This is a genomic window from Vibrio sp. 10N.261.52.C11 (assembly GCF_041471405.1).
Classification (GTDB): domain Bacteria; phylum Pseudomonadota; class Gammaproteobacteria; order Enterobacterales; family Vibrionaceae; genus Vibrio; species Vibrio crassostreae_C.
Map to the genome: position 1 here is coordinate 69784 of NZ_JBFROI010000034.1, position 26036 is coordinate 95819.

17 protein-coding genes and 1 pseudogene are annotated in these 26036 nt (G+C 45.2%); 8 read left to right on the top strand and 10 right to left on the bottom strand.

Annotation, left to right across the window (positions count from 1 at the left end):
* Positions 1 to 26: 26 nt before the first annotated feature.
* Entirely contained in the window at positions 27 to 1691 is a 1665-nt protein-coding gene (locus tag AB4323_RS14085; RefSeq protein ID WP_372152750.1) for a VRR-NUC domain-containing protein, read from the bottom strand.
* Between the two features lie 57 nt (positions 1692 to 1748).
* Positions 1749 to 2987 carry an OFA family MFS transporter gene (locus AB4323_RS14090; protein ID WP_372152751.1) on the bottom strand — a complete coding sequence of 413 codons (1239 nt, stop codon included), beginning with the start codon at positions 2985 to 2987 and terminating at the stop codon, positions 1749 to 1751.
* 594 nt (positions 2988 to 3581) lie between these two features.
* On the opposite strand from AB4323_RS14090, the gene AB4323_RS14095 reads away from it, so the two are divergent.
* Positions 3582 to 3962: a hypothetical protein gene (locus AB4323_RS14095; protein WP_017064770.1), complete on the top strand. Its 381-nt coding sequence runs from the start codon at positions 3582 to 3584 to the stop codon at positions 3960 to 3962.
* A 180-nt stretch (positions 3963 to 4142) separates the two neighbouring features.
* Here the strand turns inward: AB4323_RS14095 and AB4323_RS14100 are convergent, their stop codons facing one another.
* Positions 4143 to 4487 carry a YajD family HNH nuclease gene (locus AB4323_RS14100; RefSeq protein ID WP_017060876.1) on the bottom strand — a complete coding sequence of 115 codons (345 nt, stop codon included), beginning with the start codon at positions 4485 to 4487 and terminating at the stop codon, positions 4143 to 4145.
* Between the two features lie 284 nt (positions 4488 to 4771).
* On the opposite strand from AB4323_RS14100, the gene yghU reads away from it, so the two are divergent.
* The 4 genes and pseudogenes from yghU to AB4323_RS14120 all read left to right on the top strand — a co-directional run bounded on the left by yghU (position 4772) and on the right by AB4323_RS14120 (position 9852).
* Positions 4772 to 5629, top strand: a complete 858-nt coding sequence (gene yghU / locus AB4323_RS14105; protein WP_017064768.1) for a glutathione-dependent disulfide-bond oxidoreductase — start codon at positions 4772 to 4774, stop codon at positions 5627 to 5629.
* A 276-nt stretch (positions 5630 to 5905) separates the two neighbouring features.
* Entirely contained in the window at positions 5906 to 6223 is a 318-nt protein-coding gene (locus AB4323_RS14110) for a hypothetical protein (RefSeq protein ID WP_372152753.1), read from the top strand.
* Positions 6217 to 9324, top strand: a pseudogene (locus AB4323_RS14115) (SslE/AcfD family lipoprotein zinc metalloprotease); the annotation flags it as partial. The gene AB4323_RS14110 and the pseudogene AB4323_RS14115, both read left to right, overlap by 7 nt.
* Positions 9325 to 9528: 204 nt before the next feature.
* A complete protein-coding gene (locus AB4323_RS14120; RefSeq protein ID WP_017060873.1) occupies positions 9529 to 9852 on the top strand; it encodes a DOPA 4,5-dioxygenase family protein in 324 nt (107 codons plus the stop codon).
* A gap of 165 nt (positions 9853 to 10017) precedes the next feature.
* On the opposite strand, the gene fruA is transcribed toward AB4323_RS14120, so the two are convergent.
* From fruA to fruB, 3 genes are read right to left on the bottom strand one after another with little or no spacing between them, the layout of a single operon-like run.
* On the bottom strand, positions 10018 to 11778 hold the full coding sequence (gene fruA, locus AB4323_RS14125) for a PTS fructose transporter subunit IIBC (protein WP_372152757.1): 1761 nt from the start codon (positions 11776 to 11778) through the stop codon (positions 10018 to 10020).
* A gap of 15 nt (positions 11779 to 11793) precedes the next feature.
* Complete coding sequence (gene pfkB / locus AB4323_RS14130; protein ID WP_017067035.1) at positions 11794 to 12771, bottom strand: 1-phosphofructokinase; 978 nt, start codon at positions 12769 to 12771, stop codon at positions 11794 to 11796.
* A gap of 9 nt (positions 12772 to 12780) precedes the next feature.
* Positions 12781 to 13914, bottom strand: coding sequence for a fused PTS fructose transporter subunit IIA/HPr protein (gene fruB, locus AB4323_RS14135; RefSeq protein ID WP_372148760.1), 1134 nt, complete (start codon positions 13912 to 13914; stop codon positions 12781 to 12783).
* Positions 13915 to 14297: 383 nt separating this feature from the next.
* Here fruB and cra point away from each other — a divergent pair, with 383 nt between their 5' ends.
* A complete protein-coding gene (gene cra / locus AB4323_RS14140; RefSeq protein WP_017071116.1) occupies positions 14298 to 15302 on the top strand; it encodes a catabolite repressor/activator in 1005 nt (334 codons plus the stop codon).
* A gap of 56 nt (positions 15303 to 15358) precedes the next feature.
* On the opposite strand, the gene AB4323_RS14145 is transcribed toward cra, so the two are convergent.
* From AB4323_RS14145 to nirB, 4 genes are all read right to left on the bottom strand, one after another.
* Positions 15359 to 17149, bottom strand: coding sequence for a bifunctional protein-serine/threonine kinase/phosphatase (locus AB4323_RS14145; RefSeq protein ID WP_017071115.1), 1791 nt, complete (start codon positions 17147 to 17149; stop codon positions 15359 to 15361).
* Positions 17150 to 17316: 167 nt separating this feature from the next.
* Positions 17317 to 18786: a NarK family nitrate/nitrite MFS transporter gene (locus AB4323_RS14150; protein ID WP_102479073.1), complete on the bottom strand. Its 1470-nt coding sequence runs from the start codon at positions 18784 to 18786 to the stop codon at positions 17317 to 17319.
* Positions 18787 to 18929: 143 nt separating this feature from the next.
* The gene (gene nirD / locus AB4323_RS14155) at positions 18930 to 19274 is read right to left on the bottom strand and encodes a nitrite reductase small subunit NirD (RefSeq protein WP_012600889.1); all 345 of its coding nucleotides are present in this window, start codon (positions 19272 to 19274) and stop codon (positions 18930 to 18932) included.
* Between the two features lie 85 nt (positions 19275 to 19359).
* On the bottom strand, positions 19360 to 21942 hold the full coding sequence (gene nirB, locus AB4323_RS14160; protein ID WP_371721339.1) for a nitrite reductase large subunit NirB: 2583 nt from the start codon (positions 21940 to 21942) through the stop codon (positions 19360 to 19362).
* A 472-nt stretch (positions 21943 to 22414) separates the two neighbouring features.
* Between nirB and AB4323_RS14165 the strand changes: the two genes are divergently transcribed.
* Together AB4323_RS14165 and AB4323_RS14170 are read left to right on the top strand one after the other, a co-directional pair.
* Positions 22415 to 25012, top strand: a complete 2598-nt coding sequence (locus AB4323_RS14165) for a molybdopterin oxidoreductase family protein (RefSeq protein WP_372100285.1) — start codon at positions 22415 to 22417, stop codon at positions 25010 to 25012.
* Between the two features lie 408 nt (positions 25013 to 25420).
* Positions 25421 to 25924: a hypothetical protein gene (locus tag AB4323_RS14170; RefSeq protein WP_017064753.1), complete on the top strand. Its 504-nt coding sequence runs from the start codon at positions 25421 to 25423 to the stop codon at positions 25922 to 25924.
* The last annotated feature ends 112 nt before the right edge of the window (positions 25925 to 26036 follow it).

The window sequence follows — 26036 nt, forward strand, 5'->3', positions numbered from 1 at the left end:
AAGAGTTAAGAGTTAAGAGCTAAGACTCATTGATTGACGTAACAAACAGAGAAGGGGACAGACAATCGCTCAAACTCTTTGATCCAGCGCCACTGGTTGTCTTGCAGTTTATCGCCAGGGCCTTTGACTTCAATCCAATGAAACTCATCGCCCTTGAACGCAATCAAATCCGGCATCCCAGTTCTAAATAGCTTTAAGTCACTCAATATCACTTTGAAGAGGTCTACAACCAAGGCATTTGGAATTGAAGCCATGCCATGTTCGATGAGTGCATTAGGAAAATAATTCCAATGAACAAAGGGGTTCGCGATACCTTGCTTTTCATCGTAAGTATCAAGAAAATGGTTTAGCCCATGTTTGGATATCGTCTGAAACACGGCTTCAATCTGTTCGGCTCGCTTGTCTACGAAATCTGAATGGTACAGATCCAATGGTCGATGTTGGTAACGATTGATAAAGGCGCCTTCAACGTCTGCGAAAATGACATCCCAGAAAGCCAAACCAAACAAGCCACACAGAAAACTGTTTTCTGAAAAATAGACGTCCCAACCTTGGTTCTCAAAATGCTGCTTTACCGCAAGCTCGACTCGAGTTTGGCTGAGGTCTAATTCCAGTTTTAACTCTTTGCAGCTCGGCTTTATGGTTCGTGAAACTTTGTGCCCCTGTTTCCGTAGCAGCCGGTCTTCAAGCTTAATAGCGACTTCCAACTCTGACACATCCGATGGAGTAGCTTTCATTTGCGTGACAATGTCACACATCAAGTCTAGCGTACCTTGCTTATCATAGATGCGTGCAAGTCGTTCTCTGCTCGGAGGAAGTGTAGATTGTCTGAACCAAAAGATTGCTTGGTCGTTTAGATTAAGCCTTTCAAGATCGCGAGCAACATCATTGATCAAACGCGATCGTTTTCTGGCAATACTTCTGTGTTCTGATTCTTCAGGAATCGCATTTAAAATCAGTTCCAGAAACTCGCCATCTTTGCGGTCACCTTCTGAATACAAGCGTTGAATATCGCGCATCTGGATTAATTGATTGAGCTGATCCCTAGAGGTGAAGAAGCGGCGTTGCTTGCTTAATGGGTAGTTCTCAAAGGTGTTTAGCCCAAGGTCGCTTAACACGAACTGACTTAAGTCTTGATAGGTGTTGGCAAAGAACAGCAACAGTAATACATCAATCACTTGAGATTCGATGACGTAAATACAGTCGAAAGAGAGGTTTTGAAATTGATCAAAAGGTTGCTGATCAAGCCGTAACAACAGCTCGTCTTTCTTGGCATTTCTATGGCTCTTAAGGGCGGGGAATACACTCAACAGCTCTGGTTTGGTGAGCAAGTGCAACCCGAGCTCGACCTCACTAATGGCGAGGTCATGCTGTTCTTCGGGATGACTCAACCCAATGAAGCCTGAGCTGTTTAGCTCTTGCAGTTCGGTCTTTAGATCTGGGATCTCAACATAGTTGAGTTTATCGCTGCGAAACCAACGGCCTTTACGAGAAAGCAAACGAACCATTAGGCATTGGCTTGAAACAGAAAGACGTTTGTATGCGGACAACCAACGACATTCATCATCACTCAGAAGATCGGGGTAGAGCGTTTGAGCGTGTTCAACCAGTCGATTGAAGTTGTCGAGATAATAAGTGGGGGAGAGCTGAAGAGTGGTTTCGGTCGTCAATGGAGAAGTCGCTTGATACAAAAAGAGCCTAACCCTAAGGTTAAGCTCTTCAGTAACAAATTCAATCTTTTCTGTTGATTAAGCTTGTGATGCTTTTAGTTCAGCAACTTTAGCTTCAGAGATTGGTTTAGTGATGATTGCTAGAACAATACACACTGCCATCATAACTGCAGAGATTGTGTAAGCTAGGCCGTAACCTTCGCCGTTTGACATTGAGAAGCCAACAACTGCTGCACCGATAGCGCCGCCGATACCCCATGCCGTGTAAAGCACGCCGTAGTTAGTACCGTAGTTTTTCAGGCCGTAGAACTCAGCAGTTAGTGTTGGGAATACTGCTAGAAGCGTACCGTAACCAACCGCTGCGATAGCCGTACCAATGATTAGCGTGAATTCAGAGTTGAACGTAGCGAATAGAGCCATGTTCGCGCCTTGAAGGATGAACGCTAGAAGTAGAGTACGTACGCCACCGATTTTATCTGCAAGCATACCCGCAGCAACACGGCCGCCTGAGTTGAATACTGCAAGGATAGACGCTAGGTAAACTGCGTTTGGCAGGTTAGCTTGAACGCTAGCAATTGTAGTGATGTTACCGATGATCATTAGACCAACAGATGCAGCGAATGCGTACATGATCCATAGAGAGTAGAACTGAGGAGTCTTCAGCATTACTTTCCAAGTTAGGTCTTCAGTCTTCTTAACCGCTTTAGGAGCTTGGCCTGCTTTTACTTTAGGCTCAGCTGGCGTGTAATCCGCTGGTGGGTTGTTGATTGTTGCTGCTAGAGGTACTGCGATTGCAAGTACACCAACACCAAGAATCATAAAGCTAGTTTGGATACCCATGCTGTCGATTAGCGCAGAAGTTACTGGTGCTAGGTAAATAGCCGCAAGACCGAAGCCTGCTGCGATAAGACCGTTAACCATACCTTTCTTAGAAGAGTGGTACCACTTCATTGCTGATGGAGACAGACATGCGTAACCGAAGCCGATACCTGCACCTGTTATAATACCGAACGTGATGTTCAGCATCATAGGCGTTGTAGCGAAACCAGAAGCAATCATACCTAGGCCTGTAAGCGCTGTACCTAGGATAAGGATCTTACGTGGACCCATACGGTCTTGTAGGATGCCCGCAACAAGAAGACAAACAGAGAATGTGATAGTTGCAATAGCGTAAGGTGAAGATGCTTCAGCAGCACTCCAACCAGCTTCAGTTACTAGCGCTTTGTTAAATACACTCCAAGCATACAAGATGCCAAGACAAAGGTTGATACAGAAGCCTGCTAGCAGGATACGTGTTGCTTTATCAATCTTGCTCATTTTTATTCTCAGTTTTGTCATCGGTTAGTGGAGAGCCACTTAACTAAAGACGGGTTATTGTGATTGTTTCTTCAAAATTAGTTTGCGTTTATCAACAGATAGCGCAAAAGAGCGCGGATTATAACCAATTAAAATGTGATTGGAATCTCTTTTTCCATTTTTGGTAAATTAAATTCAATTTGTTAATAAGTTGTTTTTCATTGGTTTTTGAAATGTTTTTAACACCTCTCTATTTTGTTCTTTTTCGCTCTGTCTTCTTATTATTTCAGGGATTTTGAGGTGATGGTTTTTGAATAGACGCGTATTGCGTGCGGATATCACAGAGTTACAAATAATTTTAATTAATTTCCAAGGTTAAATTTGTGTAACAAAATAAATCGTAACAGCGCTTTGTTCATATGAGACAAGGAGTAACGGAGTTTTATTAAAAACAGAATGTTAAGCAATTGTTAAGGGTGATTTTTGTTAGTACTTTTGCTTACATTTTGTTCGATTGGAGGGGTTGTGTTGTCCGTAAAAAGTGGGAAAATAGTATGCAAACTGAGATTCCAAATTTGAAAGGATGCGTTTCCAACTTATGGTGAGGCGAGTATTATGAAACTGTTTTTAATTTTATTGATGTCAATTTCTGGTGGTGTAGCGGCAGCTGACCATATTCACTCTTTCCTATTCGGCTTCTATGTTGCGGCTCTAGCAGTTGGTAGTTGCTACTGGCTTGCATTCCGCAGTACGCGTTTCCCACAGTTGGCATTAGTGCTATTGATGTGTGGCTTTTTTGCGAAAATTGCAGTGACTGTTATCGGTGTTTCTTGGGGTATCTCGAACGATATCATTCAATCGCCGTTCATTTTCTCATTGTCATACCTGTTCTTCTTAGTGGTTGTGTCTTACGTTTGGTTTGCATACCGCGATAAATTGACGCTAAAACAACGCGCTAAGAAGGTAGAAGAGTCTCGCAAGCAAGCGGCAGCATAATTCGATTTGATTCTTAAAAAGCCTTCTTCGGAAGGCTTTTTTGATCCTGCCTACCTGAACTCTATTATGTGGTTATGACGGCAGATAAAAGAAACCCCAGTATGGTGACATACTGGGGTTACTTGTTATGTATCTATTATCTAGCAGTTACCATCTACCAAAGACTACTCTGAAGGTGTGTTATTTCTTCATCATCTTAGCGAGATCGGCGAACGGGTTGTGTGTCGCTGACTGATGATCATCTAAACTCGCTTTTGCATCCACACCATAACGCTCATGGTCAGTGTATTTTGAATGCTCATGATCGTGACAGTACAGGCACAGTAGCTCCCAGTTGCTGCCATCTTCAGGGTTGTTTGTATGGTCGTGATCCACGTGGTGAACGGTAAGCTCTCGGAGGTTTGAGTAAACAAATTCGCGCGCACATTTACCACAAACCCAAGGGTACAGTTTTAGTGCTTTTTCGCGGTAGCCTTTCTCTTGGCGAGCATACGCTGCACTCGAACCTGTGAAATCAGAAGACATTGCCAAATCCTTATCAATTGTAATATCCCGATTTTATCACAGCTTTCTTGAAGCTGTCGGTGTGTCGTTCGTAAAATCATTGCTAAATGATGCAGTGGACTTATCGATATTAGATTGAAGTTTGAATACAGACTTACCTTCTACACACTAACGCTTAAGCGGGTTATGTCTTTCTGGAATAAGCCATGCTTAACAGTTTGAAAATAAATCGTATTCAGGGGTTTTAACCGCAGGCATGTGACCTAATATCAGTTTGTGAGACCCTATATTAATAAGGAAATATCATGTCAGAACAATACACTCCGCCAAAAGTTTGGGTTAACGATACTGCTGGTGGTAACAAGTGGGCAAACATCAATAGTCCTGAATCTGGAGCTCGCTTTGATAAAGAGCTTCCTGTTGGTGACCATGCTTTTCAATTGTATTCTCTTGGCACACCTAACGGTCAAAAAGTCACTATCTTGCTTGAAGAGTTGTTAGCGGCGGGTGTTAAAGAAGCTGAATATGATGCGTACTTGATCAACATCGGCGAGGCTGATCAGTTCTCTTCTGGCTTTGTTGGCGTGAATCCAAACTCCAAAATACCAGCACTTGTCGACAAGTCTGGTGACGAAGACGTGAATGTATTCGAATCGGCATCTATCTTGATGCATCTAGCAGAAAAATTTGGTCACTTCTTACCAAAAGAAGGGGCAGCAAGAACGCAAACCATTAACTGGTTGTTCTGGGCACAAGGCTCGGCACCATTCCTAGGCGGTGGTTTCGGCCACTTCTACGCTTACGCGGATGAAAAGCAAGAGTACCCAATTAACCGCTTCGCAATGGAAGCTAAGCGTCAACTAGATGTGTTAGACAAACAGCTCGCAAATAACACATTTGTGGCGGGTGACGAGTTAAGCATCGCTGATATCGCGATTTGGCCTTGGTATGGCAACCTTGTGCTAGGCAAAATTTACGATGCGGCCGAGTTTCTACAAGTTGAGTCATACACCAACGTTGTGCGCTGGGCGAAGCAACTAGAAGCGCGCGAAGGCTTCCAACGCGGCCGAGTGGTTAACCGTTCATTTGGCGAAGAGTGGGAGCAAGTACCAGAGCGCCACTCTGCGGAAGACATTGACCGAGTTTTAAAGCTTAAGCCTTAGTTCTTTTTTGAACGTGTTTTTGGCAGATATACCCTATCGGTCTTAATGTTAATGGCTAATTGAAACGCCATATCTCAATCGAGATATGGCGTTTTTCCGTTTTAAGGTAGGGAGAGGTTTTGTAATTGGAATGAGAGTCTCAATTATCATTTTGTTTTTCTTATTCAATCGCTTATGAGTAATGGTCTTTGTGGTTAAGACAAAAAACAATAGTCATCGAGGTGGAGTAAATCTATAAGATAACGGTCCACTTTAAATTACGACTAACTTCGCTCAATGAAAAAAAACTTAATTGCGTTGGCTATCATATCCACGGCTCTTTCCGGGTGTAATCACGATTCACTAAGCTATAGTGACGGCCCTGATACGGTTCCTCCAACAGACATTATTCCACCAACGGATATTGTTCCACCGACAGATATTGTTCCACCAACGGATATTCTTCCGCCGACTGACATTATTCCACCAACAGATATTATCCCCCCAACAACTTACATCGGTTCACTGTTGTCGAGTGGGCGTTTGTGTCTGGAGATGTATACTGTGACGGCGTTCATCTTGAAAACGGAACGTTCAGTGTTAAACAAGGCGTGAGTTTTAGTTGTACCTTGGGTCACCTTACTTTAGGTGATTTCACGGCTCCTTTCCCTGAAGTTACAGAAAGCACGATTTCAAATGATGCGCTTCATGCGGCATTTGAGTTGACAGAATTACATGGAGACAACGTTACTAAGGTACTCGAATCAATTGATGTTTGTGAGACTGAAAGTGCTATCTGTTTAAAAGAACTGGATGCTTTTGATATTGAAGGTGTGTTCTCGCAACTTGATGATCAAGATGCTGTCGATGCGTACTTTTCATCGAAAGAAGAAGAGTCTACAGATGAAGTAGGTAAGGCTCCTAGTTCACACGTAGACACAACAGTTGTTCCTGCGGTTGACCCTAATGCGGACAATAACCTTAACGCTGGTTTTGTTTCTGCAGACGCAGAGTCTACCTATGCTTATAAGCCAAGTGTTGAAGGTAAGGTGTTAACTCGCAGTAAGCTTACAGACGCTAATGGTACGCCGATTTCTGGGATCAGTTTTGTTAGTCCTCAGTATGGTTTTGCGTCAGTAGAAAAGCGTGGTTCAGGTGACTTTGATGGTTTGGATATGAGCACTACGCCGATTTTGATCCTTCAGGCATATCCCCCTAAGTTGGTTCAAGATGGTATGACTAACCAGTTTGTTGCTGACTTGGATAACCCGAACTTAAGCCAAGACGATATTACCGCTCTTATCAACTATGTTAATAACGGTGGCAATATCTTGTTTATGGATGCGATTCAAACGACAAACCCTGAACCTATTGGACGCTTGGCGGATGCCGCTGGTGTTTCACTAGGTGGTGAAAACGTTACGCCGACAAACCAAGCTTTCTGCGGTAGCTCTTATTATTGCCAAGCGCCGTATCCAAATCTTCACGTAAAGAGCGAAAAGGAAATGGTGGTTCTTGAGCGTTTTCAAGATAACCAAGGAGAGCCTCCATTCACGGTAAATCAAGATGGTACGGTTGAGTGGATCAAAGATGAATCCAAAATCAAGTTTGAAATCCCGACTTATGAGGTTACTAAGTTAGACGCTGAAGGGAAGCCAGTGCTTGATGCGTCTGGTGTAACAGTAATGGAGAAAAAATCCGCACGTATCTTTGTTGAATCGGCAGAAGAGCGTGAAGCGGCGATCAAAGAACTGCAATCTGCATTTGTTGGAACTGATCTTTGTACAAACGATTATGAATATGAATTTAACTGTATTGAGACTCGTTCTGGAGACGGTGTTACTGTTCGTGGTGCTTATCATCGCGCAGACTTTGATCGCTATGAAGTAAGTGAAGCTGTTGTTGGTAGCATGGTTAAAGCGGCGAAATTGGGCACTAACTTTACGGCGCTTTATGAGCATGAAATTTACTATAGAACAAAAGGTACTCAAGGTAAGCGTCTGTCTAACAGCGAATTGAATCAAGCGTTTGATAACCTGTCTGTTTGGATGTGGAATGACAACGCATACCATTTTGAAACAGACATACAAGATGAGTTGGGGTTCAAGCAGGCTGTTCAGTTCCTTAACTGTTATACCGAAGACTTACATCAAACAGACACAATGGATGCACAGTGTCCTGTTGACCTAAAAGCGTCGTTAGTCGCTAATGGAATGATTCATGGCGAAGGTGAGTTATCTGGGCAGTTGAATCCTAGCTATCCATTAAATTACATGGAGAAACCTCTGACTCGTATTATGTTGGGGCGCTCATTCTGGGATCATGAAATCGTTGTTGATACCACAATGTATCCGGGTCGAACTTCGGGGGCATCTTCGTCAAGTACGGTAATGGTTCAGACCAACGGTAAAGCGGTGACGTATTCGGCAGGAAACAATCAATCGACAGGCCTGTGGGCACCTCAATTACAAGAAGTAACTATTCAAGATGGCGTGGCAGCTACGATTACTGTGATGATCGCGGATGATCTTACAGGTAAGCCGAATCACGAAACGAGTTTGAAACGCCCTCCACGTATGCAAACCAGCTTTGACTACAATGGTTCGAGCTTAACTTTCAAGGTTCCATATGGTGGCCTTATTTACATTCAACCGAAAGTAAAAGAGCTTGGTGAAGTCTCGTTTAGCATTGATGGCGCGTTAAAAGCGGCTTGGTGGAAAGAGGGACAGTGGATTAACACTATTCAATCGACAGACGCACCAATTGCAGAAATCGATACGGGTTCATTTATTTACACTACACCAATCAGGAATCTAGAATCCGCTGATTTGAACCAATTCGCAACAGATATGAATCGATTCGCTGAAGCGGCAAGTGACTTCTACGGGCGTGATGAGAAACAAAGCACTGGTTTACACCGTAGGTTCACTTATCCAGAACTGAATGCGTTCCGCCATCGTTTTGTGAATGACGTGCAGATTTCGATTGGCGCTGCTCACTCTGGCTACCCAGTGATGAATTCAAGCTTTAACGCAAATCGGACATACATTCCAACCAACCCTGTGAACGATTGGTTGTTGTGGCATGAAGTTGGTCACAACTTAGCATCAGCTCCTTTCCTTGCGGCTGGTAGTACAGAAGTGACCAATAACCTTCTTGCGTTGTATATGCAGGAGTTAGAGGGGCGCAATGCAAACCCTGAAATGGATCGTATTAAATCGGATATTAAGAAAGCACCTAAATGGCTAGAGCTCAATAATGAACATGCGTGGTCACATGGTGATGCAGGTTTACGATTAGTTATGTTTGGTCAGCTAAAAATCTGGGCAAAATCGAACTTTGCAATTGATGATTGGTATACACGCGGCGCAAGCCAATCTGATGTGTATGGTGAAGATGAAGGCTGGAACATGTTCAAACTTATGCACCGTAAAGCTCGAGGTGATAGAGAAGGCGACTCGAATACGAACTATTGTAGTGCTAGCGAGACTGGGCTTTCTGGTGGAGACCTAATGATGGTGTGCGCTTCTTATGTTTCAAACTATGACTTAAGTGACTTCTTTGAAGTTTGGAGCGTGGGCGAAACGTCCATGACTAATGCTGATGGCACGAAGTCTTATAGTGGCGGAATTAGCTCTAAAGGTCTTAGTGCGGTTGAACAATTAAAACTAGAGAAACCAAACAACAGTCCTTTGAATGTTGATTCAATTTACTAACGCTAATTATTGCTAAAGCATTTTATAGCTTAAAAACAAACGCCACACTGAAACTACGTGTGGCGTTTTTGTTGGAATGCTCTAGAAATTTCAGCTAGATCAGTCTTCTACATGATGTTTAATACTTCGGCTGCCATTGGTTGACTGTCCTTGCTAGAGAAAGCAGGTTAAACTGTTCGCATCATAATTCTAAAGGATGGTGCCATGTACCACGGTCATATCTATTTCCCTCTGCGATTTGCAGAGCAAGCAGAAACACTGCGTCAGAAAATTTTAGCGGAACGTAAAGATGTATTAGAGGTTTTCCCATTAATACAGCGTTTGGTTGGTCCACATAAGATGCCAATGTTTGAGATTCACTTTGCGAACAAAGAGTCGGGCATTGTTGAATGGCTTGAGCAAGAACGCGGTGATATGTCGGTGCTTATTCACCCTGTAACTGGCGGTGAAGAAACTTTGGATCACACAGTACGAGCGATCTGGCTTGGTCGTGAATTGGGTGTCTTTGAAGAAACGCTTACTAGCTAATCAAATATACCAATATTGCACTTAACTCATTCCGACCGGAAAATACATGAACAATAAAAAGGCTCCTCAAATGAGGAGCCTTTGTTTTAAGGAGCCGTTTTACCAAGAAACCGGTTATCAAGAGCCTCTGGTTATCGGGCTGAACCGTTAACCAGAGTAGGGGGATTAAGCCTCTGCCGTTACTTTAGAGCCGCTCATCTTTTTAAGTGCTGCGTAGCCAAAGCCTGTTACTAGCGTACCTGCTGCAATCGCTACTAGGTACATAAGTACTGGAGAGATAGCGCCAGGAATCAGTAGTACGAATAGACCGCCGTGTGGAGCCATTAGCTGTGCACCAAACATCATTGATAGAGCACCTGTTAGTGCACCACCTGCCATACAAGCTGGGATAACACGCATTGGATCTTTCGCTGCGAATGGGATTGCACCTTCAGAGATGAAACATAGGCCAAGAACGAATGATGCTTTACCTGCTTCACGCTCGCCTGCTTCAAACTTGTCTTTCACTAGGAAAGTCGCAAGGCCCATACCTAGAGCTGGAACCATACCTGCTGCCATGATAGCCGCCATTGGTGCGTAAGTTTGCGAAGCCAGTAGACCAACACCGAATGTGTAAGCGGCTTTGTTTACCGGACCACCAAGGTCGAAACACATCATTGCGCCTAGAATCACACCTAGAAGAATCGCATTAGACGTACCCATGTTGTTTAGGAAGTCTGTCATTGCGCTCATTACGCCAGAAACAGGACCACCTACGATGTAAACCATCACAAGACCAGTGAACAAACTCGCGATAAACGGAATGATCAGGATTGGCTTGAGGGCTTCCATGGATTGTGGAAGTTGAACTTTGTCGGCAATGAATTTCGCTGTGTAACCGGCAATGAAACCTGCTGCGATACCACCTAGGAAACCTGCGCCCGTTGAGCTAGCCAGCATACCGCCGATTAGACCTGGAGCCAGACCTGGACGGTCAGCAATCGAGAATGCAATGAAACCAGCAAGAACAGGAATCATCAGTGCGAATGCAGAACCACCACCGATAGTCATCAGTGCTGCTGCTAACGTGCCTTCTTCTTTAAACGCTTCGATACCGAATACGAAAGAGAGTGCAATGATCAAACCACCCGCAACCACCACAGGAAGCATGTGTGAAACACCTGTCATTAGGTGCTTGTACACGCCTTTCTTCTCGTCAGCAGGCGCTGAATTTGAAGAAGCAGTGTGTTGGTATGGTTTAGCTTCTGCGAATGCTTTTTCCATCTCTTGCTTTGTTTTCTTAAGCGCAGGACCCGTTGTCGTTTTGTATAGCGCTTTGCCGTTAAAACGATCCAGAGGAACGTCGATGTCAGCTGCGATGATAACAAGATCAGCGTCTGCGATTTCTTGGTCAGTCAGTTGGTTTTTCGCACCTACAGAGCCGCGAGTTTCCACTTTGATTTGGTGACCTAGGCGTTTGCCTTCTGCTTCAAGCGCTTCAGCTGCCATAAAGGTATGTGCAACACCCGTTGGGCAAGCCGTAATCGCTACGATCTTCTTGCTGCCTGTGCTTGCTGTTGTAGAAGAGTTTGGAGAGGTACCGGTCACTTCAACAGTGCTTTCAACTTGAGAAGCGTCTAGTACTGTTGCTTCTACTACCGCTTTCTCTAGAAATGCTTTTGCATCCGCAGTGCATTCCGAGATAGCTGCTTGGTACACTTTCTTGCCGACAAAGCGCGCTTTATCAACGTTGGTGTTGGCTGCGATAACCACAACGTCGCTGCTGTCGATAGTGTCTTGCGATACGGTTGAGTCAGGTAGCACGCTTGATTGACATTCAATAGCGGCGTTCCAACCCAGTGCTTTTGTCGCTTGCTCTAACAAGCCTGCGGCGATGATGCTGTTTGCTACGCCACTAGGGCAAGCTGTGATAATGGTAATATTCATAATAAACCTTTTGTCTTATTTGCTTGTGTCTAACTGGCTAGTTGGAGCACTAAGCGACTGTAATTGGATATTTTGTAGTACTGAATCCAGCTCTTGTTGGCTGGTGATGCCCACGCCTACCTGTGAAACTGCTAGAGCAGATAGGGCGGTTGCGAATTTAATAAGTTCTGGTTTTGGCATCTGTTGCATGTGACCCCAACATAGGCCAGCAACTAAGGTGTCGCCTGCGCCTACCGTGCTTACTACTTGCATGCGCGGTGGTTGAGCATGTAACCATTCACCTTGGTTTAGCCACATCACGCCTTCTGCGCCAAGTGACACCACGATGTTTTCAATACCTTTTTCACTTAGGGCTTGGCCTGCGTGTTGGCATTGGTCGCGTGTGGTTAGTTCTGCATTGAACAGCTGAGACAGCTCTTCGTCGTTTGGCTTAATCAGCCAAGGTTGCGCATTGATACCGGCTTTAAGTGCGTCACGGCTGCTATCAAATAGCACCTTCTTACCTAAATCGTGTAAGCGTTGAACCCAAGAAGCGCAAAGCTCAGGAGAGATGCCCTGTGGCAGGCTGCCTGCAATCACGAAGTAATCGTGTGTTTCAGCAAGCTCTAACAAGGTTTCTTCAAACGCTTTGATAGCGTCAGCATCAACAGGAACACCTGGGAAGTTGATATCGCTTACTTGGCCTGAATTTTCTACCAATTTCACGTTGATACGAGTCGCGCCGTCGACACGGATGAAGCGGTCAGTTGCGCCCATCTGCTCAAACAGTTGGTAGAACGCTTCTTCGTTATTGCGACCAAGGAAACCTGTTACGGTCACTTTCGCGCCAAGTTCTGAAAGTACTTTCGCTACGTTTACGCCTTTGCCCGCTGCATGCAGAGAGCCTTTGTTTACTAGGCTCACTGAGCCCACATTAAGTGCGTCGATAGCGCCTGTTAGGTCGAGAGCAGGGTTTAGCGTAACGGTAACGGCTTTGATTTGTTTATCAGACATATCGATTCCTTAACCTTCGCCAAGGCCTGAAGCGATAGCTTTACCAATCGATTCAAGTGCTTGTGCTGCATCGTCACCTTCAGCAACAAACTGAAGCTGGTGGCCGTGTTTAACGCCAAGTGCGATGACTTTCATCAAGCTCTTCGCGTTCACTTCTTTTCCGTCGCCATCTAGGTTTGAAACGCGGATTGTTGATTCGAACTTCTTCGCTTCAGCAACCAGCATTGCGCCCGGACGAGCGTGTAGTCCGTGTGCGTTTTTGATCTTGAATACTGCGCAGTTGTCGTCGTCTTGAGACGCTGTAGAAACCGCTTCACCTTTTAGAAGGCCAATCACTTGCGCTGCGTCAGCGGCTAACAGTTGTTGCTGTTTACCTTCAAAAACCATCTTGCTTAGGTTTGCCAGAATAGATTGGTGCGCGCTGTTACAAGCGGCGAATGCTACCAATGCTTTAACTGGTGTGCCTTCGTATTCACAATGGTTCGCTGTTGAAACGAAAGATACGCCAGTGCGAGTTACACCTTTGTCGCTGCCCAACAACCACAGGCCTTGGCCTAGGTGAGTTGGTGTTTTCGTTACTAGGTCAGCAACGAATGCGTTGTCTGTGCAACCTGTGTTCTTAAGTAGACCGCCCGCAACTGCAGACATTTGAATCATGTCGCTTGCAGGGAACAGTAGCTGAACTAAAGAAGCGTCTAGGTCGGCTTCAAGCTGAACTTCGCCGTTAAGTAGAGCGATGATTTCGTCTTCTGATTTCGCTTGCTTTAATTTCTCTTCAACACCGTCAGCTGCCAGAACTTTGGTTAGCTGCTTAAGGATGCCTAAGTGCTCGTCAGATTTCGCTGCAATACCAATTGCTACGTAAACACGGTTGCCGTCTGCCCAATCAATACCTTCAGGGAAGTGGTGTACTGCAACGCCTGTCTCTTTTACTAGGCTACGCGTGTCAGTGGTGCCGTGAGGAATCGCGATGCCGTTGCCTAAGAACGTAGAGTTCTGGTTTTCACGGTTCAGCATTCCTTCAACGTAGCCAGAGTCAACTAGGCCTTTCGCAGTTAGGTCGCCAGCAATGTTCTGGATAGCTTTGAATTTGTCATCGGCCGTTTGGCCAAGAGTGATGTCAGATTTTGATAATTTAAGCATGGTGCCTCTTTAGCGTATCGCTTGAGAATTTGTGTATCGCTACGATTCAGTCTAGAGCAAATGTTAGTGAGCTTTACTCGTTGCTTGCTCTTTGTTTTATCTTAGCTGAATCGGTTCAGCATTCAGTGTAAAAAAATTCAGCAAAGCCAATTCGATAACCAAAATAGTTTTGCTGCGTGTCGTAATTTCAGTTTCGTTTATAACGAGAAGTTGAATCACGACAAATGACGCTCAATCCATACAAAAGGATGATTGAAGTCACTTTTCAGATTTTGCTGAATCCTTTCAGCTTTTATACTGAATCGATTCAGCATATAATTCAACTAATCCAAGGATCAGAAGATTGGTTATATGATCCTACGCACAAAATACAGGTCACCCATATGACACTAGATGAGATTGCCAAACTAGCCGGTGTGTCGAAAACCACAGCCAGCTATGTGATTAATGGCAAGGCGCAGAAATACAGAATCAGTGAAAAGACACAGCAGAAAGTAATGGCAGTGGTGGAAGAGTATAACTACCGACCAGACCATGCTGCTTCGTCGCTGCGCGCTGGTAATAGCCGTTCATTTGGTTTGATTATTCCCGATCTGGAAAACAGCAGTTATGCGCGTTTAGCTAAATTGATAGAGCAGAACTCACGTAAAGTGGGCTATCAGATTTTGATTGGTTGCTCAGATGATGACGCTGAAACTGAACGTAAAGTTGCGGAAGCGCTTGTTAGCCGTCGTATTGATGCCTTGCTGGTGGCGAGCTCAATGCCAGACGCCAATGAGTTCTACTTGAAGTTGCAAAACTCAGGCACACCCGTTATTGCGATTGACCGTCCTTTAGATGATGAGCACTTTGCCTGTGTGATCAGTGAAGATTTCGAAGCTGCATTTGAACTGACGCATTCGATTCTTGATGACAGTATTCATAGTGTTGGTTTGATTGGTGCACTGCCTGATCTGAACATTTCACGTGAACGTCAGCTCGGTTTTGAAGCTGCGAATAAAGCACATACTCAACAAACAGGGCTAACCGAAAACAAGCCGATGGTTGTCGGTTATGGCGAGCACTTTGACCGAGAATCAGGACGTGAGATTTTTGAGGGTTGGATTGCCAAAGGCACAGTGCCCGATGCGATTGTCACTATGTCTTACACTTTGCTAGAAGGTGTATTGGATGTGATGGTTGAAAAGCCAGAGCTGATCAAGCAAGTGAAACTGGCAACCTTTGGTGATAACCGTTTATTGGACTTCTTACCTTTTAAAGTTCATTCATTGCCACAGCAATTCGAAGTGATTGCAGACAGCGCCTTTGCACTTGCTTTGAACGCGTCTGCTAAACGTTACCAAGCGGGTATCGAGTTAGTACCAAGAAGCTTAGTAAAACGAGGCTAATTCCAGTTAGTTTACACAAGCTAGGTTGGACTTGGGCACTTAGCTCGAACCTGTAATTAATTTGAACTCAGCAATAAGCCCATTTCCACAATGGCAACAATGCCGAGCAACAAGGCCAACACTTTCCAAAACTGGATTGGATTTCGGTTTATCAAAGGTTGCTTGGCTTTGCTTTTCACCAAGCTTTGGTTTGGTGTGTAAAGGTCTGCCACAAAATCCCCTAACACTTGATGACGTTCGCTTGGCGATTCCGCGCAGGCTTTTTGTAACACTAAATCCACCCAACTTGGTAAGTCCGCTCGTTTCTGAGTTATGGGTTGGTATTCCCATTGATGGTGGCGAGATTGTTTAAGCGATTGGGCAGTCATTTCAGAGTAGGGCAATGCACCGGTTAGCATCTCATAGCCGATCACAGCGATAGAGAACAGATCTGAGCTGGTGGTCGCGCTGTTGTGCTTGATGGTCTCTGGCGCTATGTAATTGACCGCGCCTAATGGTGTGTCGTCTTTGTCGGTGAGCTCTCCCTCTTCAAGGCCTCTCACTAACACCGCACCAAGGTCGATGATTTTTACCTCACCATCACGTTGAATCATGATGTTTTCCGGTTTTAAGTCTCGGTGCACCATGTCTGCACGTTGTAATACTCGAATGCCTTGTGTGATTTTTTCTAGTATGTCGCGCACTTCATTGAGTGACGGCTTTGGATTGTCGTACATCCATTGTCTTAGGGTGATGCCTTCTACCCATTCGCAGATTTGATATAAGAATTGCGAGTTCTCTGGCGTAGGGTAAACCTTCATTACTCTCTTATTTTTCAGCAAGATCCCCGCCCATTGTTCATTAAAGAAAGCTCGAAGTTGCGAAGGGCTATCGTGATATTGAACGGAAGGGACTTTCAGCACGAACTCGGTTTGTGTATCTTTCTGTATCACACGATACACATGGCTTCTTGAACCTGCATACAACACCTCAAGTACCATGAAGTTGTCGATACTTTGCCCGAGCTTTAAAGCGGGTGGGATTGCCCGTTTAGCCAGCTTCTCATGGAATTCAATCAGCGAAGGTTTAGGCAGATGGCTGACTTGCACAATCAAGCAGCTCACGTTGTCTGAGCTATTGTGGCTTAAAGCGGTGTTACAGATGGTTTGCGCTGCGTATTCGAAATCCGCTCCGGGTTTATCGATGTGTTCTTTGAAGGTGTTGGGAGATACAAACTCGTGCACGCCATCAGATGTCAGGATAAAGCAGTCGTTTTTCTTGATAGGCAGGGTTTGATAGTCAACGTTGAGTTGGTTGTCCATGCCTAAGGCGCGTGTAAGATAATGCTTCTGTCCCATATTTTTACGGGTGTGGTCGCGGGTCAGTTGGCGTAATTCTCCATCTCTGAGTAAGTAAATGCGGCTGTCGCCCACGTGGAAGATATGCGCGGTGTTTGATTTGAGTATCACGCTGCTGAACGTCGAAACGAGGGCATTGTGGTTCACTTGTTGTGCGGGATGAATATTAGAAACAGACGTGTTGAAGAGCCAAGAATTGAGGGACGTTAAGACCTTTTGCGCCGAACGTTGGATGCTCCAGCTTTGGGGAGTTGCGTAATAGTCGTCGATAAACTGCATCACGCTGGTGTGACTGGCTTTCTGGCCGTGTTCACTGCAACTTGCGCCGTCTGCTATGCAGGCAACACTGCCTTTCAACTCTTGCTCTGCGCGAGTTTTTGGGTGTTTTACAATGATGGCATCTTGGTTTTCATCTCGTACGCCTTGATTCGAATAACCACCAAACTTAAGCGTTAACTGGTTGTTGGATTCTGGCGTGATGACTTGCCCTTGGCTGAATGAAATTGTCATAACTGGTCTTCTTCTTAACTGCTCTTCTTCCCGCTTCCTTGACAGAACATCCTAGGAAGAACAAAAGCCCTAGTGAACTTAGAGCCTTTGAACGAAGCACCTAGCATTGATGTATCCGCTAAGGTGCTTCTCCCGATTCAATAATATCAATGCTTCATAGTACAGACCTAGCTTGAAACATTAATCAGCGTGACACTGCCATCGTCGTTTACTTCGGCGATTTGACCGTTAGGCTCTTCCATGAACAGTAGAGTCACAAAGCCAAGTACCGCTGTTGCAGCAATCACTAAGAAGAAGGTTTGGTAGCTTACGAATGACAACACAGTTAGGTAAACTACTGCACCCACGTTACCGTAAGCGCCCGTCATACCTGCAATTTGACCTGTCATACGACGCTTGATTAGAGGAACCGTTGCGAATACCGCACCTTCACCCGCTTGCACGAAGAAAGAACACGCCATCGCCGCAACAACCGCTAGCCATACAGGCCATGTGCTGTCGACTTGACCCATTGCGAAGTAACCCACAGCAAGACCAATCGTTAGAATAAGCAGTGTTGGTTTACGACCGAATTTATCTGAAATCCAACCACCACCTGGGCGAGACATTAGGTTCATAAAGGCATAAGCCGATGCAACCATACCTGCAAGAACCGGTGTTAATTCAAAGGTTTCAGAGAAGAACAGTGGCAGCATAGAAACCACAGCCAGTTCAGAACCAAATGTTGCGAAGTACAATACGTTAAGTACCGCTACTTGCTTGAACTTGTACTGGTGAATCTCAGGCACTTCTTCTTTAAATACGTTCTTGTTTACTTTCCAAACTTGCGACACTTCGTACACGTAAAGTGCTGCTAAACCTGCATACACAGAGTAAACCGCCATGTCAGACAACATGTTGATGTTGCTTGGTGATAGCTTCCAAGTCAGTAGCGCTAAAGCGGCATACATAGGGATCTTCATAATAAGTAGGAAGAAAAAGTCACCCTTTGATGTCACTTCCATTGCTGTTACTTGAGCAGGCTTGAAGTAAGTCGAACCTTTTGGTGTATCTGACACGTTTTTGTAGAAGATAAACGAGAACGCTAAGCTCATTACGCCGGTAATACCGACCGCATAACGCCAGCCGTCTTCACCACCAAACGCTAGAGCGAGAGTTGGAAGTGTGAACGCCGCTGCTGCTGAACCGAAGTTACCCCAGCCGCCGTAAATACCTTCTGCAGTACCCAGTTCGTTGTGTGGGAACCACTCAGACACTAGACGAATACCGACAACGAAGCCTGCACCGATGAAGCCTAATAGGAAACGAGCAATCGCCGCTTGAATAAAAGAGTCTGCCATAGCAAACATAAAACAAGGGATTGAACAGACCGCGAGTAGCGAAGAGTAAACCAACCTTGGGCCGTATCTATCGGTTAGCATGCCTATTGCGACACGTGCCGGAATGGTCAATGCAACGTTGAGGATCAGGAGGGTTTTGATCTCTTCAGTAGAAAGACCAAGCGTAGTTTTTACCATTTGCAGTAGTGGGGCAAAGTTGAACCACACAACAAAGGTAATGAAAAAGGCCATCCAGCTTAGGTGTAAGACCTTCATCTTACCCGTAAATGAAAGCAGCGAAAATTTAGTGTTATCCATGGTTTAAATCCTTTAAATCTGGAAAATTACCCGGTTTGTGCACCTGCGTTACTTCCGAACTTAGAACGCTTTTAATGTGCATAAACCCTGTGCCGAAATTGCGCACGCTAATAAGCGTTTGCATGATGGTGTCGGCGGTTTAGTTAACTGGCGATAGCAAGTGGTGCGAGAACTTGAACTTGTTCTCCTTGTTTGCGAACTTCAAATTTCACGAGCTTGAGCTCAGGCTGTTCAAGACATTCGCCAGTTTCTAAGTGGTAATGCTGCTTGTATAAGGGTGAGGCCACGTAAGGTTCTCCGCTTAATGAACCAATTATACCACGTGACATCACATTCGCCTTGCCGATAGGGTCGTAATTAGAGAGCCCATAAAGCGTGTCGCTGCGCTTGCAGTAAAAAATAGCCACTTGGTTATCGTCTACTTTGGCGCAAATTCCCCCGTTTGGGGTTAGATCGCTGGTGCTGCATACGGTTGTCCAATTTTCCATGACTTTCTCCTAGTCTAAAATTGAGTTTTTATTTTTTTATTGATGAACCTGATGAACCTGATGAACCTGATGAACCTGATGAAATTTATGAAACCTCAGTCACTTCGATTTGGTCTGCTTTAGCGAGCTTTTCATCGCGTTTTGAATTCGAAGCATCACTCAAGCTCGGCTTAGGAAAACGCTGCTCTCGCTCTTTGATGAAAGAGAGGCTAGTGTCCATTTCTTCACTGTTGATGTAGTGCTGGAAGCGCTTCATCTTCTCAGGGTTTTCAATGGTGGTTTTCCATTCACACTGGTACTTCTCGATGTTGAGTGCGATGTCCGCTTCGAGTTCTTCAGCTACGTTGAGCTTGTCTTCAATCACGACTTGCTTGAGGTATTCAATGCCGCCTTCGAGGTTCTCCATCCATACCGATGTACGCTGTAAGCGGTCTGCGGTACGTGTGTAGAACATCAAAACGCGGTCGATGTATTTAAGGAGTGTGGTTTCGTCTAAATCAGTGGCGAATAGGTCTGCATGACGAGGACGCATACCGCCGTTACCACAGATGTAGAGGTTCCAACCTTTGTCGGTGGCGATAACACCAATGTCTTTCGATTGGGCTTCTGCACATTCACGAGTACAGCCTGAAACCGCAAACTTGATCTTGTGTGGTGAACGCAGGCCTTTGTAGCGGTTCTCAAGTCGAATCGCTAAGCCAACACTGTCGTCGACACCGTATCGACACCAAGTGCTACCGACACAAGATTTCACGGTACGAACCGATTTACCGTAGGCGTGGCCCGTTTCAAAACCTGCATCAATCAGCTTTTTCCAGATGATAGGCAGTTCGTTAAGCTGTGCGCCAAACAAGTCGACACGCTGACCGCCCGTGATTTTGGTGTACAGGTCGAACTCTTTAGCGACTTCGCCTAAAACAATCAATTTATCTGGAGTGATTTCACCGCCAGCAATACGCGGAACTACCGAGTAAGTGCCGTCTTTTTGCATGTTGCCAAGGTAGATGTCATTGGTGTCTTGCAGCTCGATATGTTGATCTTCAAGGATGTAATCGTTCCAGTACGAAGCCAGAATCGAACCGACAGCCGGTTTACACACAGTACAGCCCAATCCGTTGCCGTGAGAATCTAACAGCTCGTCGAAGGTCTTGATTTTGTTGACGCGAATGATGTCGGTAAGCTCTTGGCGAGAATAAGCAAAGTGCTCACAGATATCGTTAGAGACTTCCACACCTAGGTTACTTAGCTCGCTATCGAGAACCTGTTTCGCAAGGGCAGAACAACCGCCACAACCTGTTGAAGCATTCGTGGTTTCTTTCAATGCTGCCATCGTGGTGCAGCCAGCTGAAACGGCCTCTTTAATATCGCCTTTGGTCACATCAAAACATGAACAGATCACAGCGCTATCAGGCAGAGCTTCAACACCCATTGCAGAGCCAGAATCATCGGCCACGTTAGGTAAAATTAGCACTGATGGGTTTTCAGGAAGGGGCATATCATTTTGCTTGATTTGCAGTAGCGAACCGTAGGCTTCTGCATCACCGACCAATACGGCACCGACAATTTTCGTGCCGTCAGCCGAGATGATCAAGCGTTTATAAACTTGTTCAATTTCATCGTTATAAGTATACGATTGAGCGCCTTCCGTCTTGCCGTGTACTTCACCAATACTGGCCACATCAACACCCAGTAATTTGAGTTTGGTGCTCATGTCTGCACCAGTAAATGAAGCGTCGCTCGTTCCGTCCGATAAGATATGCGCAGCCGCGATTTTCGCCATTGAATAGCCAGGGGCGACTAAGCCGAAGATCTTGTTGTCCCAAAGGGCACATTCACCAATCGCATACACGTTGTCGATGTTGGTTTGGCAGTGATCGTTAATCACAATGCCGCCACGTTCACCAATGGCGATATCAGAGCTGCGAGCTAAGGCATCTTGAGGGCGAATACCCGCAGAGAACACGATCATATCGGTTTCAAGGTGGGTGCCGTCTGCAAAGTTCATACGGTAGCGAGCGTTTTCTCCGTCGACTATTTCAGAGGTCGCTTTCTCGGTGTGAACCTGCACCCCAAGGTCTTCAATCTTTCTGCGCAGTAGCGCACCGCCACCGTCATCTAATTGTACGGCCATTAGGCGAGGCGCGAATTCAACCACATGAGTTTCCAAACCAAGGTTTTTGACGGCGTTTGCGGCTTCTAAGCCAAGCAGACCACCACCAATCACCACGCCAGATTTGCTGCCTTTGCTTGAAAGCTCGATGGCGTCTAAGTCTTCGATGGTGCGATAAACGTGACAGTGTTCTTGGTCGTTACCGGGAATAGGGGGAACAAAAGGGAAAGAGCCCGTCGCCAAGATTAGCTTGTCGTAACTTTCAACGTGACCACTTTCAGTGATGACTTGTTGATTGGCGGTGTCTAGCTTGGCAACCTTCTGGTTCAACAAGTAGTTCACGCCGTTGCTTTGGTAATACTCTTCACTGGTCAATGACAGGTCATCAGCGCTTTTACCATTAAAGTAAGCCGTTAGCTGAACACGGTCGTAGGCCAGCCTTGGCTCTTCACTAAAAGTAATCACATCAAACTCATCACTCTCTGATTGCAGGATGTTGTCGATAAATTTGTGTCCAACCATGCCGTTACCAACAACGACGATTTTCTTCTTGCTCATAATCCATTCCTTATTCTCGGCGTCACCATCACTAGCATCTAATTTCTAGTCGTTAGCAGATGAATACCGGGTTGAGATTCCACTCAATTCATAATCATCAAGAAAAACAAAAATGTTTTTTCTAAGTCTTGGTTTTTAGTGGAGCAAGGAGGATGCCAGATTACGGTTCGTTCATTTAAATAAAAATTAACTTATAATTTTCAGTGGTTTAAAAAATAGAGGTAGCACGCAATTACCCCTAAAGTGGTATGTAAAATTTTTGTTAGATTTATATAAATGAGCGTTTGTGGTGCAACTTTCAGCAAGATGGTGCAAAAATTAAGTTTCTATCTTTGTTAAGTTCTAATTGGTTCATTGCTGATATTTGTGTTTTTATTAAGTTGTTGTTTTTAAATTAAATTACTTACTATTCATCAACTGCTATTAAGTGGCGTGTTATTTGCTTGTTTTCACTTATTACAATTATGGATAATTGAGCGAGAAACGGATGACCGATTCAAACAACGGCTGGATAAAATCGACCTGTGCTTATTGTGGTGTAGGGTGTGGAATAGAAGCGAGACCGACATCGCTAGGAAAACTAGAAGTACGTGGTGATAAAGATCATCCATCAAACTATGGAAAGCTATGTACTAAAGGGATCGCGCTCGGCGACACCGTCACGCCTTTGGGTCGTCTTACACAGCCTGCTTATATTCAGAATGAGCAAAAACAAGAGCTGGATTGGAACAGTGCCACTCAGTTGGTCGCAGACAAATTTAATCAAACCATCGAAGAATTTGGGGCCGATTCGGTTGCGTTCTATGTGTCTGGTCAGCTGCTTACCGAAGACTATTACGTTGCCAATAAACTGATGAAAGGCTTCATTGGTAGTGGCAACATCGACAGTAACTCTAGGCTATGTATGGCTTCAACTGTGGTCGGGCATAAGCGTGCATTTGGCGCAGACACCGTACCGGTATGCTACGAAGATCTCGAGCAAGCCGATCTAGTCGTGATTACAGGCTCTAACCTAGCATGGTGTCACCCGGTACTTTTCCAAAGATTAAGAGCCGCGAAACAAGCCAACCCTGCATTGAAAGTCATCGTCATAGACCCGCGTTATACCGACACTTGTGAAATCGCAGACATTCACTTGGCATTGGAATCAGGATCAGACGTCGCATTGTTCAATGGTTTATTGGGTTACCTCGATGATAACGACAAGCTAGATGCAGACTACATAGAAAACCACACCCAAGGCTTTACTGAATCGATTCGATCTGCGACTCACTACCGTTATACAGAGTCAGGTTATACCGAATCAGGCTGGGGCGACAAAAGCGTTCCTGAGCTGACAGGGTTAACAGAGCAGCAGCTAAAACAGTTCTACAGTTTGTTTGCATCGAACGAGAAGGTGCTGACCATTTACTCCCAAGGCGTGAACCAATCCACACAAGGGTGCGACAAGGTAAACGCCATTATTAACTGCCATTTAGCCACCGGGAAAATCGGTAAACCGGGCATGGGGCCATTTTCTGTAACGGGCCAGCCGAACGCGATGGGTGGGCGAGAAGTGGGCGGTTTAGCCAATACCTTAGCGGCGCACTTTGAATTTGGTGACCCGCAATCACACCAGACCGTCAGCGAGTTCTGGCAAACCGACAGCTTAGCCACACATGCGGGTTTAAAAGCGATTGACCTGTTTGATGCCATGAATGAAGGCAAAATCAAAGCCGTGTGGATCATGGCAACCAACCCAGTTGTGAGCCTGCCTGACAGCGAAAAAATTAAAGCCGCATTAGAGAAGTGCCCATTTGTGGTGGTATCTGACTGCATTGCCGATACGGAAACCACTCGCTTGGCTGATGTAGTGCTACCCGCGCAAGGGTGGAGCGAAAAGTCGGGCACCGTGACTAACTCTGAACGCCGAATTTCACGCCAGCGCCGCGTGTTACCAAGCCCAGGGGAAGCCAAACCCGATTGGTGGATTCTAAAAGAAGTCGCACAAAAAATGGGATTCAAAGAGCAATTCGAGTTCCGCCATGAAGGTGAGATCTTCAAAGAGTATTGCGAGATGACAGCGCTCGGCAATGAAACAGGTAAAGCGCGTGACTTGTGCTTAATTGGACTCACGCAACTGGATGAAAAAGGCTATGGCGAACTCACTCCACAGCAATGGCCAGTACTTGAGTATCAACCTGAGATCATCGAACAGCGCATGTTCACCAATGGTGAGTTCTTTACCGAATCAGGCAAAGCGCAGTTTATTGCAGTTGAGCACGACAAACCGATTGCCGATACCAGCCTTGAATTCCCACTTATCATGAACACAGGCCGAATCCGAGACCAATGGCACACCATGAGCCGCACAGGCTTGGCGGCAGGTTTAGGTGAGCATACCCCTGAGCCTTTTGTTGCGATGCACCCAGATACCGTTTCAGAACTGAACTTGGATGAGTTTGGGCTAGATGCTTTCAACCACGCGACTATTAACCCTGTGGTGAAAGTGCGCAGCGCACAAGGGGAGTGCCAAGCGCGCTTAGTGGTGACCAAAGAGATGCGCCGTGAACAAGTCTTCATGCCTATCCACTGGAACGCACCCACCGCCAAAGACAGCAAACCATGCGAACTAATCTTGCCTCATACCGATGCCGCATCAGGTCAGCCAGAATTCAAACATACCCCAGTGATGGTTGAACCGTGTGGCTATCACAGCGAAGCCGCACTGGTCAGTGACAAGGTGATGGATTGCAGCGGCTTTGATTATTGGGTTCGCCAAAGAGTAGAGGGCGGTTTTCTGTATCGAATATCTTCCTCTAAGAACCCAATGGAGTTGGTGATTCAGCTTGCTAATACCCTCGATGCCTTGCCAGAACCTAACGCAGAAGCGATCAAATCACTCCATTACCACGGCAATAAATCATTCAAGAACTACGGCTCTGCCAAGCTGGGTCAGTCTGGCGTAAAGCAAGCTTTCGTGGTGAACAGTAAGCTTGACCATCAAAGCATCGATTGGCTGGTGGAATGTCTAACCCGAGAAGCCGATGAAGAGTTCGAAGCCGAGTTTTTGAGTACCATGGCGAAGTAGTTACTACCTCTAACCTATTAATACCAAGAGTTAAGCGCCGACAATTACGTCGGCGTTTTTGTTTGAAAACACGATATTCAAAGATATGACTATTCATTATCGAGCTGCGGTTTACTCACATATTGGGGAGTTTTCTGCATTTTGCAGAAACTATATGGAAAATTTCTGCTTTTCGTCATGTTTGATACGAAGATAAGTAGGTAAGATAATGTTATTAAATGAGTTATTAGACTAAGTGTAGTGTGTCTTGGAAACTAGACAGAATTGTTTCGGGGACAAAATGCAGAATTATTCTGTCTAATATAGCTGTTAACTGTGCTTTGAGTCACGAACAAATACTATGAGCTTTATCATCCCATTTTCATATGCAAAAGTGTGAAGTGTTAGTTTTGTTTAAAGAGATCAAGGATGAAAAAGAGTGTGTTATTAGTGCCTATTCTGGGTGCCTTTTTAACTGGTTGTGCAAATAAATATGTATCACCAACAAATACTGGTAATTTGACCCAACTTAGTCTTCAAGCGGAAGGGGATGGAGCGTCGCTAGCTGGAATACAGATTAGGTTTTGGCATGTAGAGAATGCAGGCAAATGTGACATGTGGGAAATTGAAGGTGACAGAACTCTGATGCATACAATTGAAATCGGCGGATTTTCAATGTTTGGTAATGAACAGTCAAAAACATTACCAATTGTTGCCGGGAATAAATCACACTTTTTGGTAACAGCTACTTCCGGAAGTCTTATGTGTGGGGTCATTTCTGATTTTGTTCCAAAAGAAGATGAATCGTATATTTTGAAGTTTGATGGTGTGCTACAAGCTTTGAGTAAGTCACAGTGTAGTGTTGAGCTAACTACCAGTGACCACAACCCTGTTGAGTCGTTTAACTCTCAACTCTGCTTTAAGCCACATTGACCGCACAGTTAACAAAGCATTTAAGAGTGATTCGCAACGCTTGGCGCTTTCGCTTCGCTCAAGTATAGCCAAGCGCTGCTCACACCTTAATGCGGCTACATGGATTCCCCCG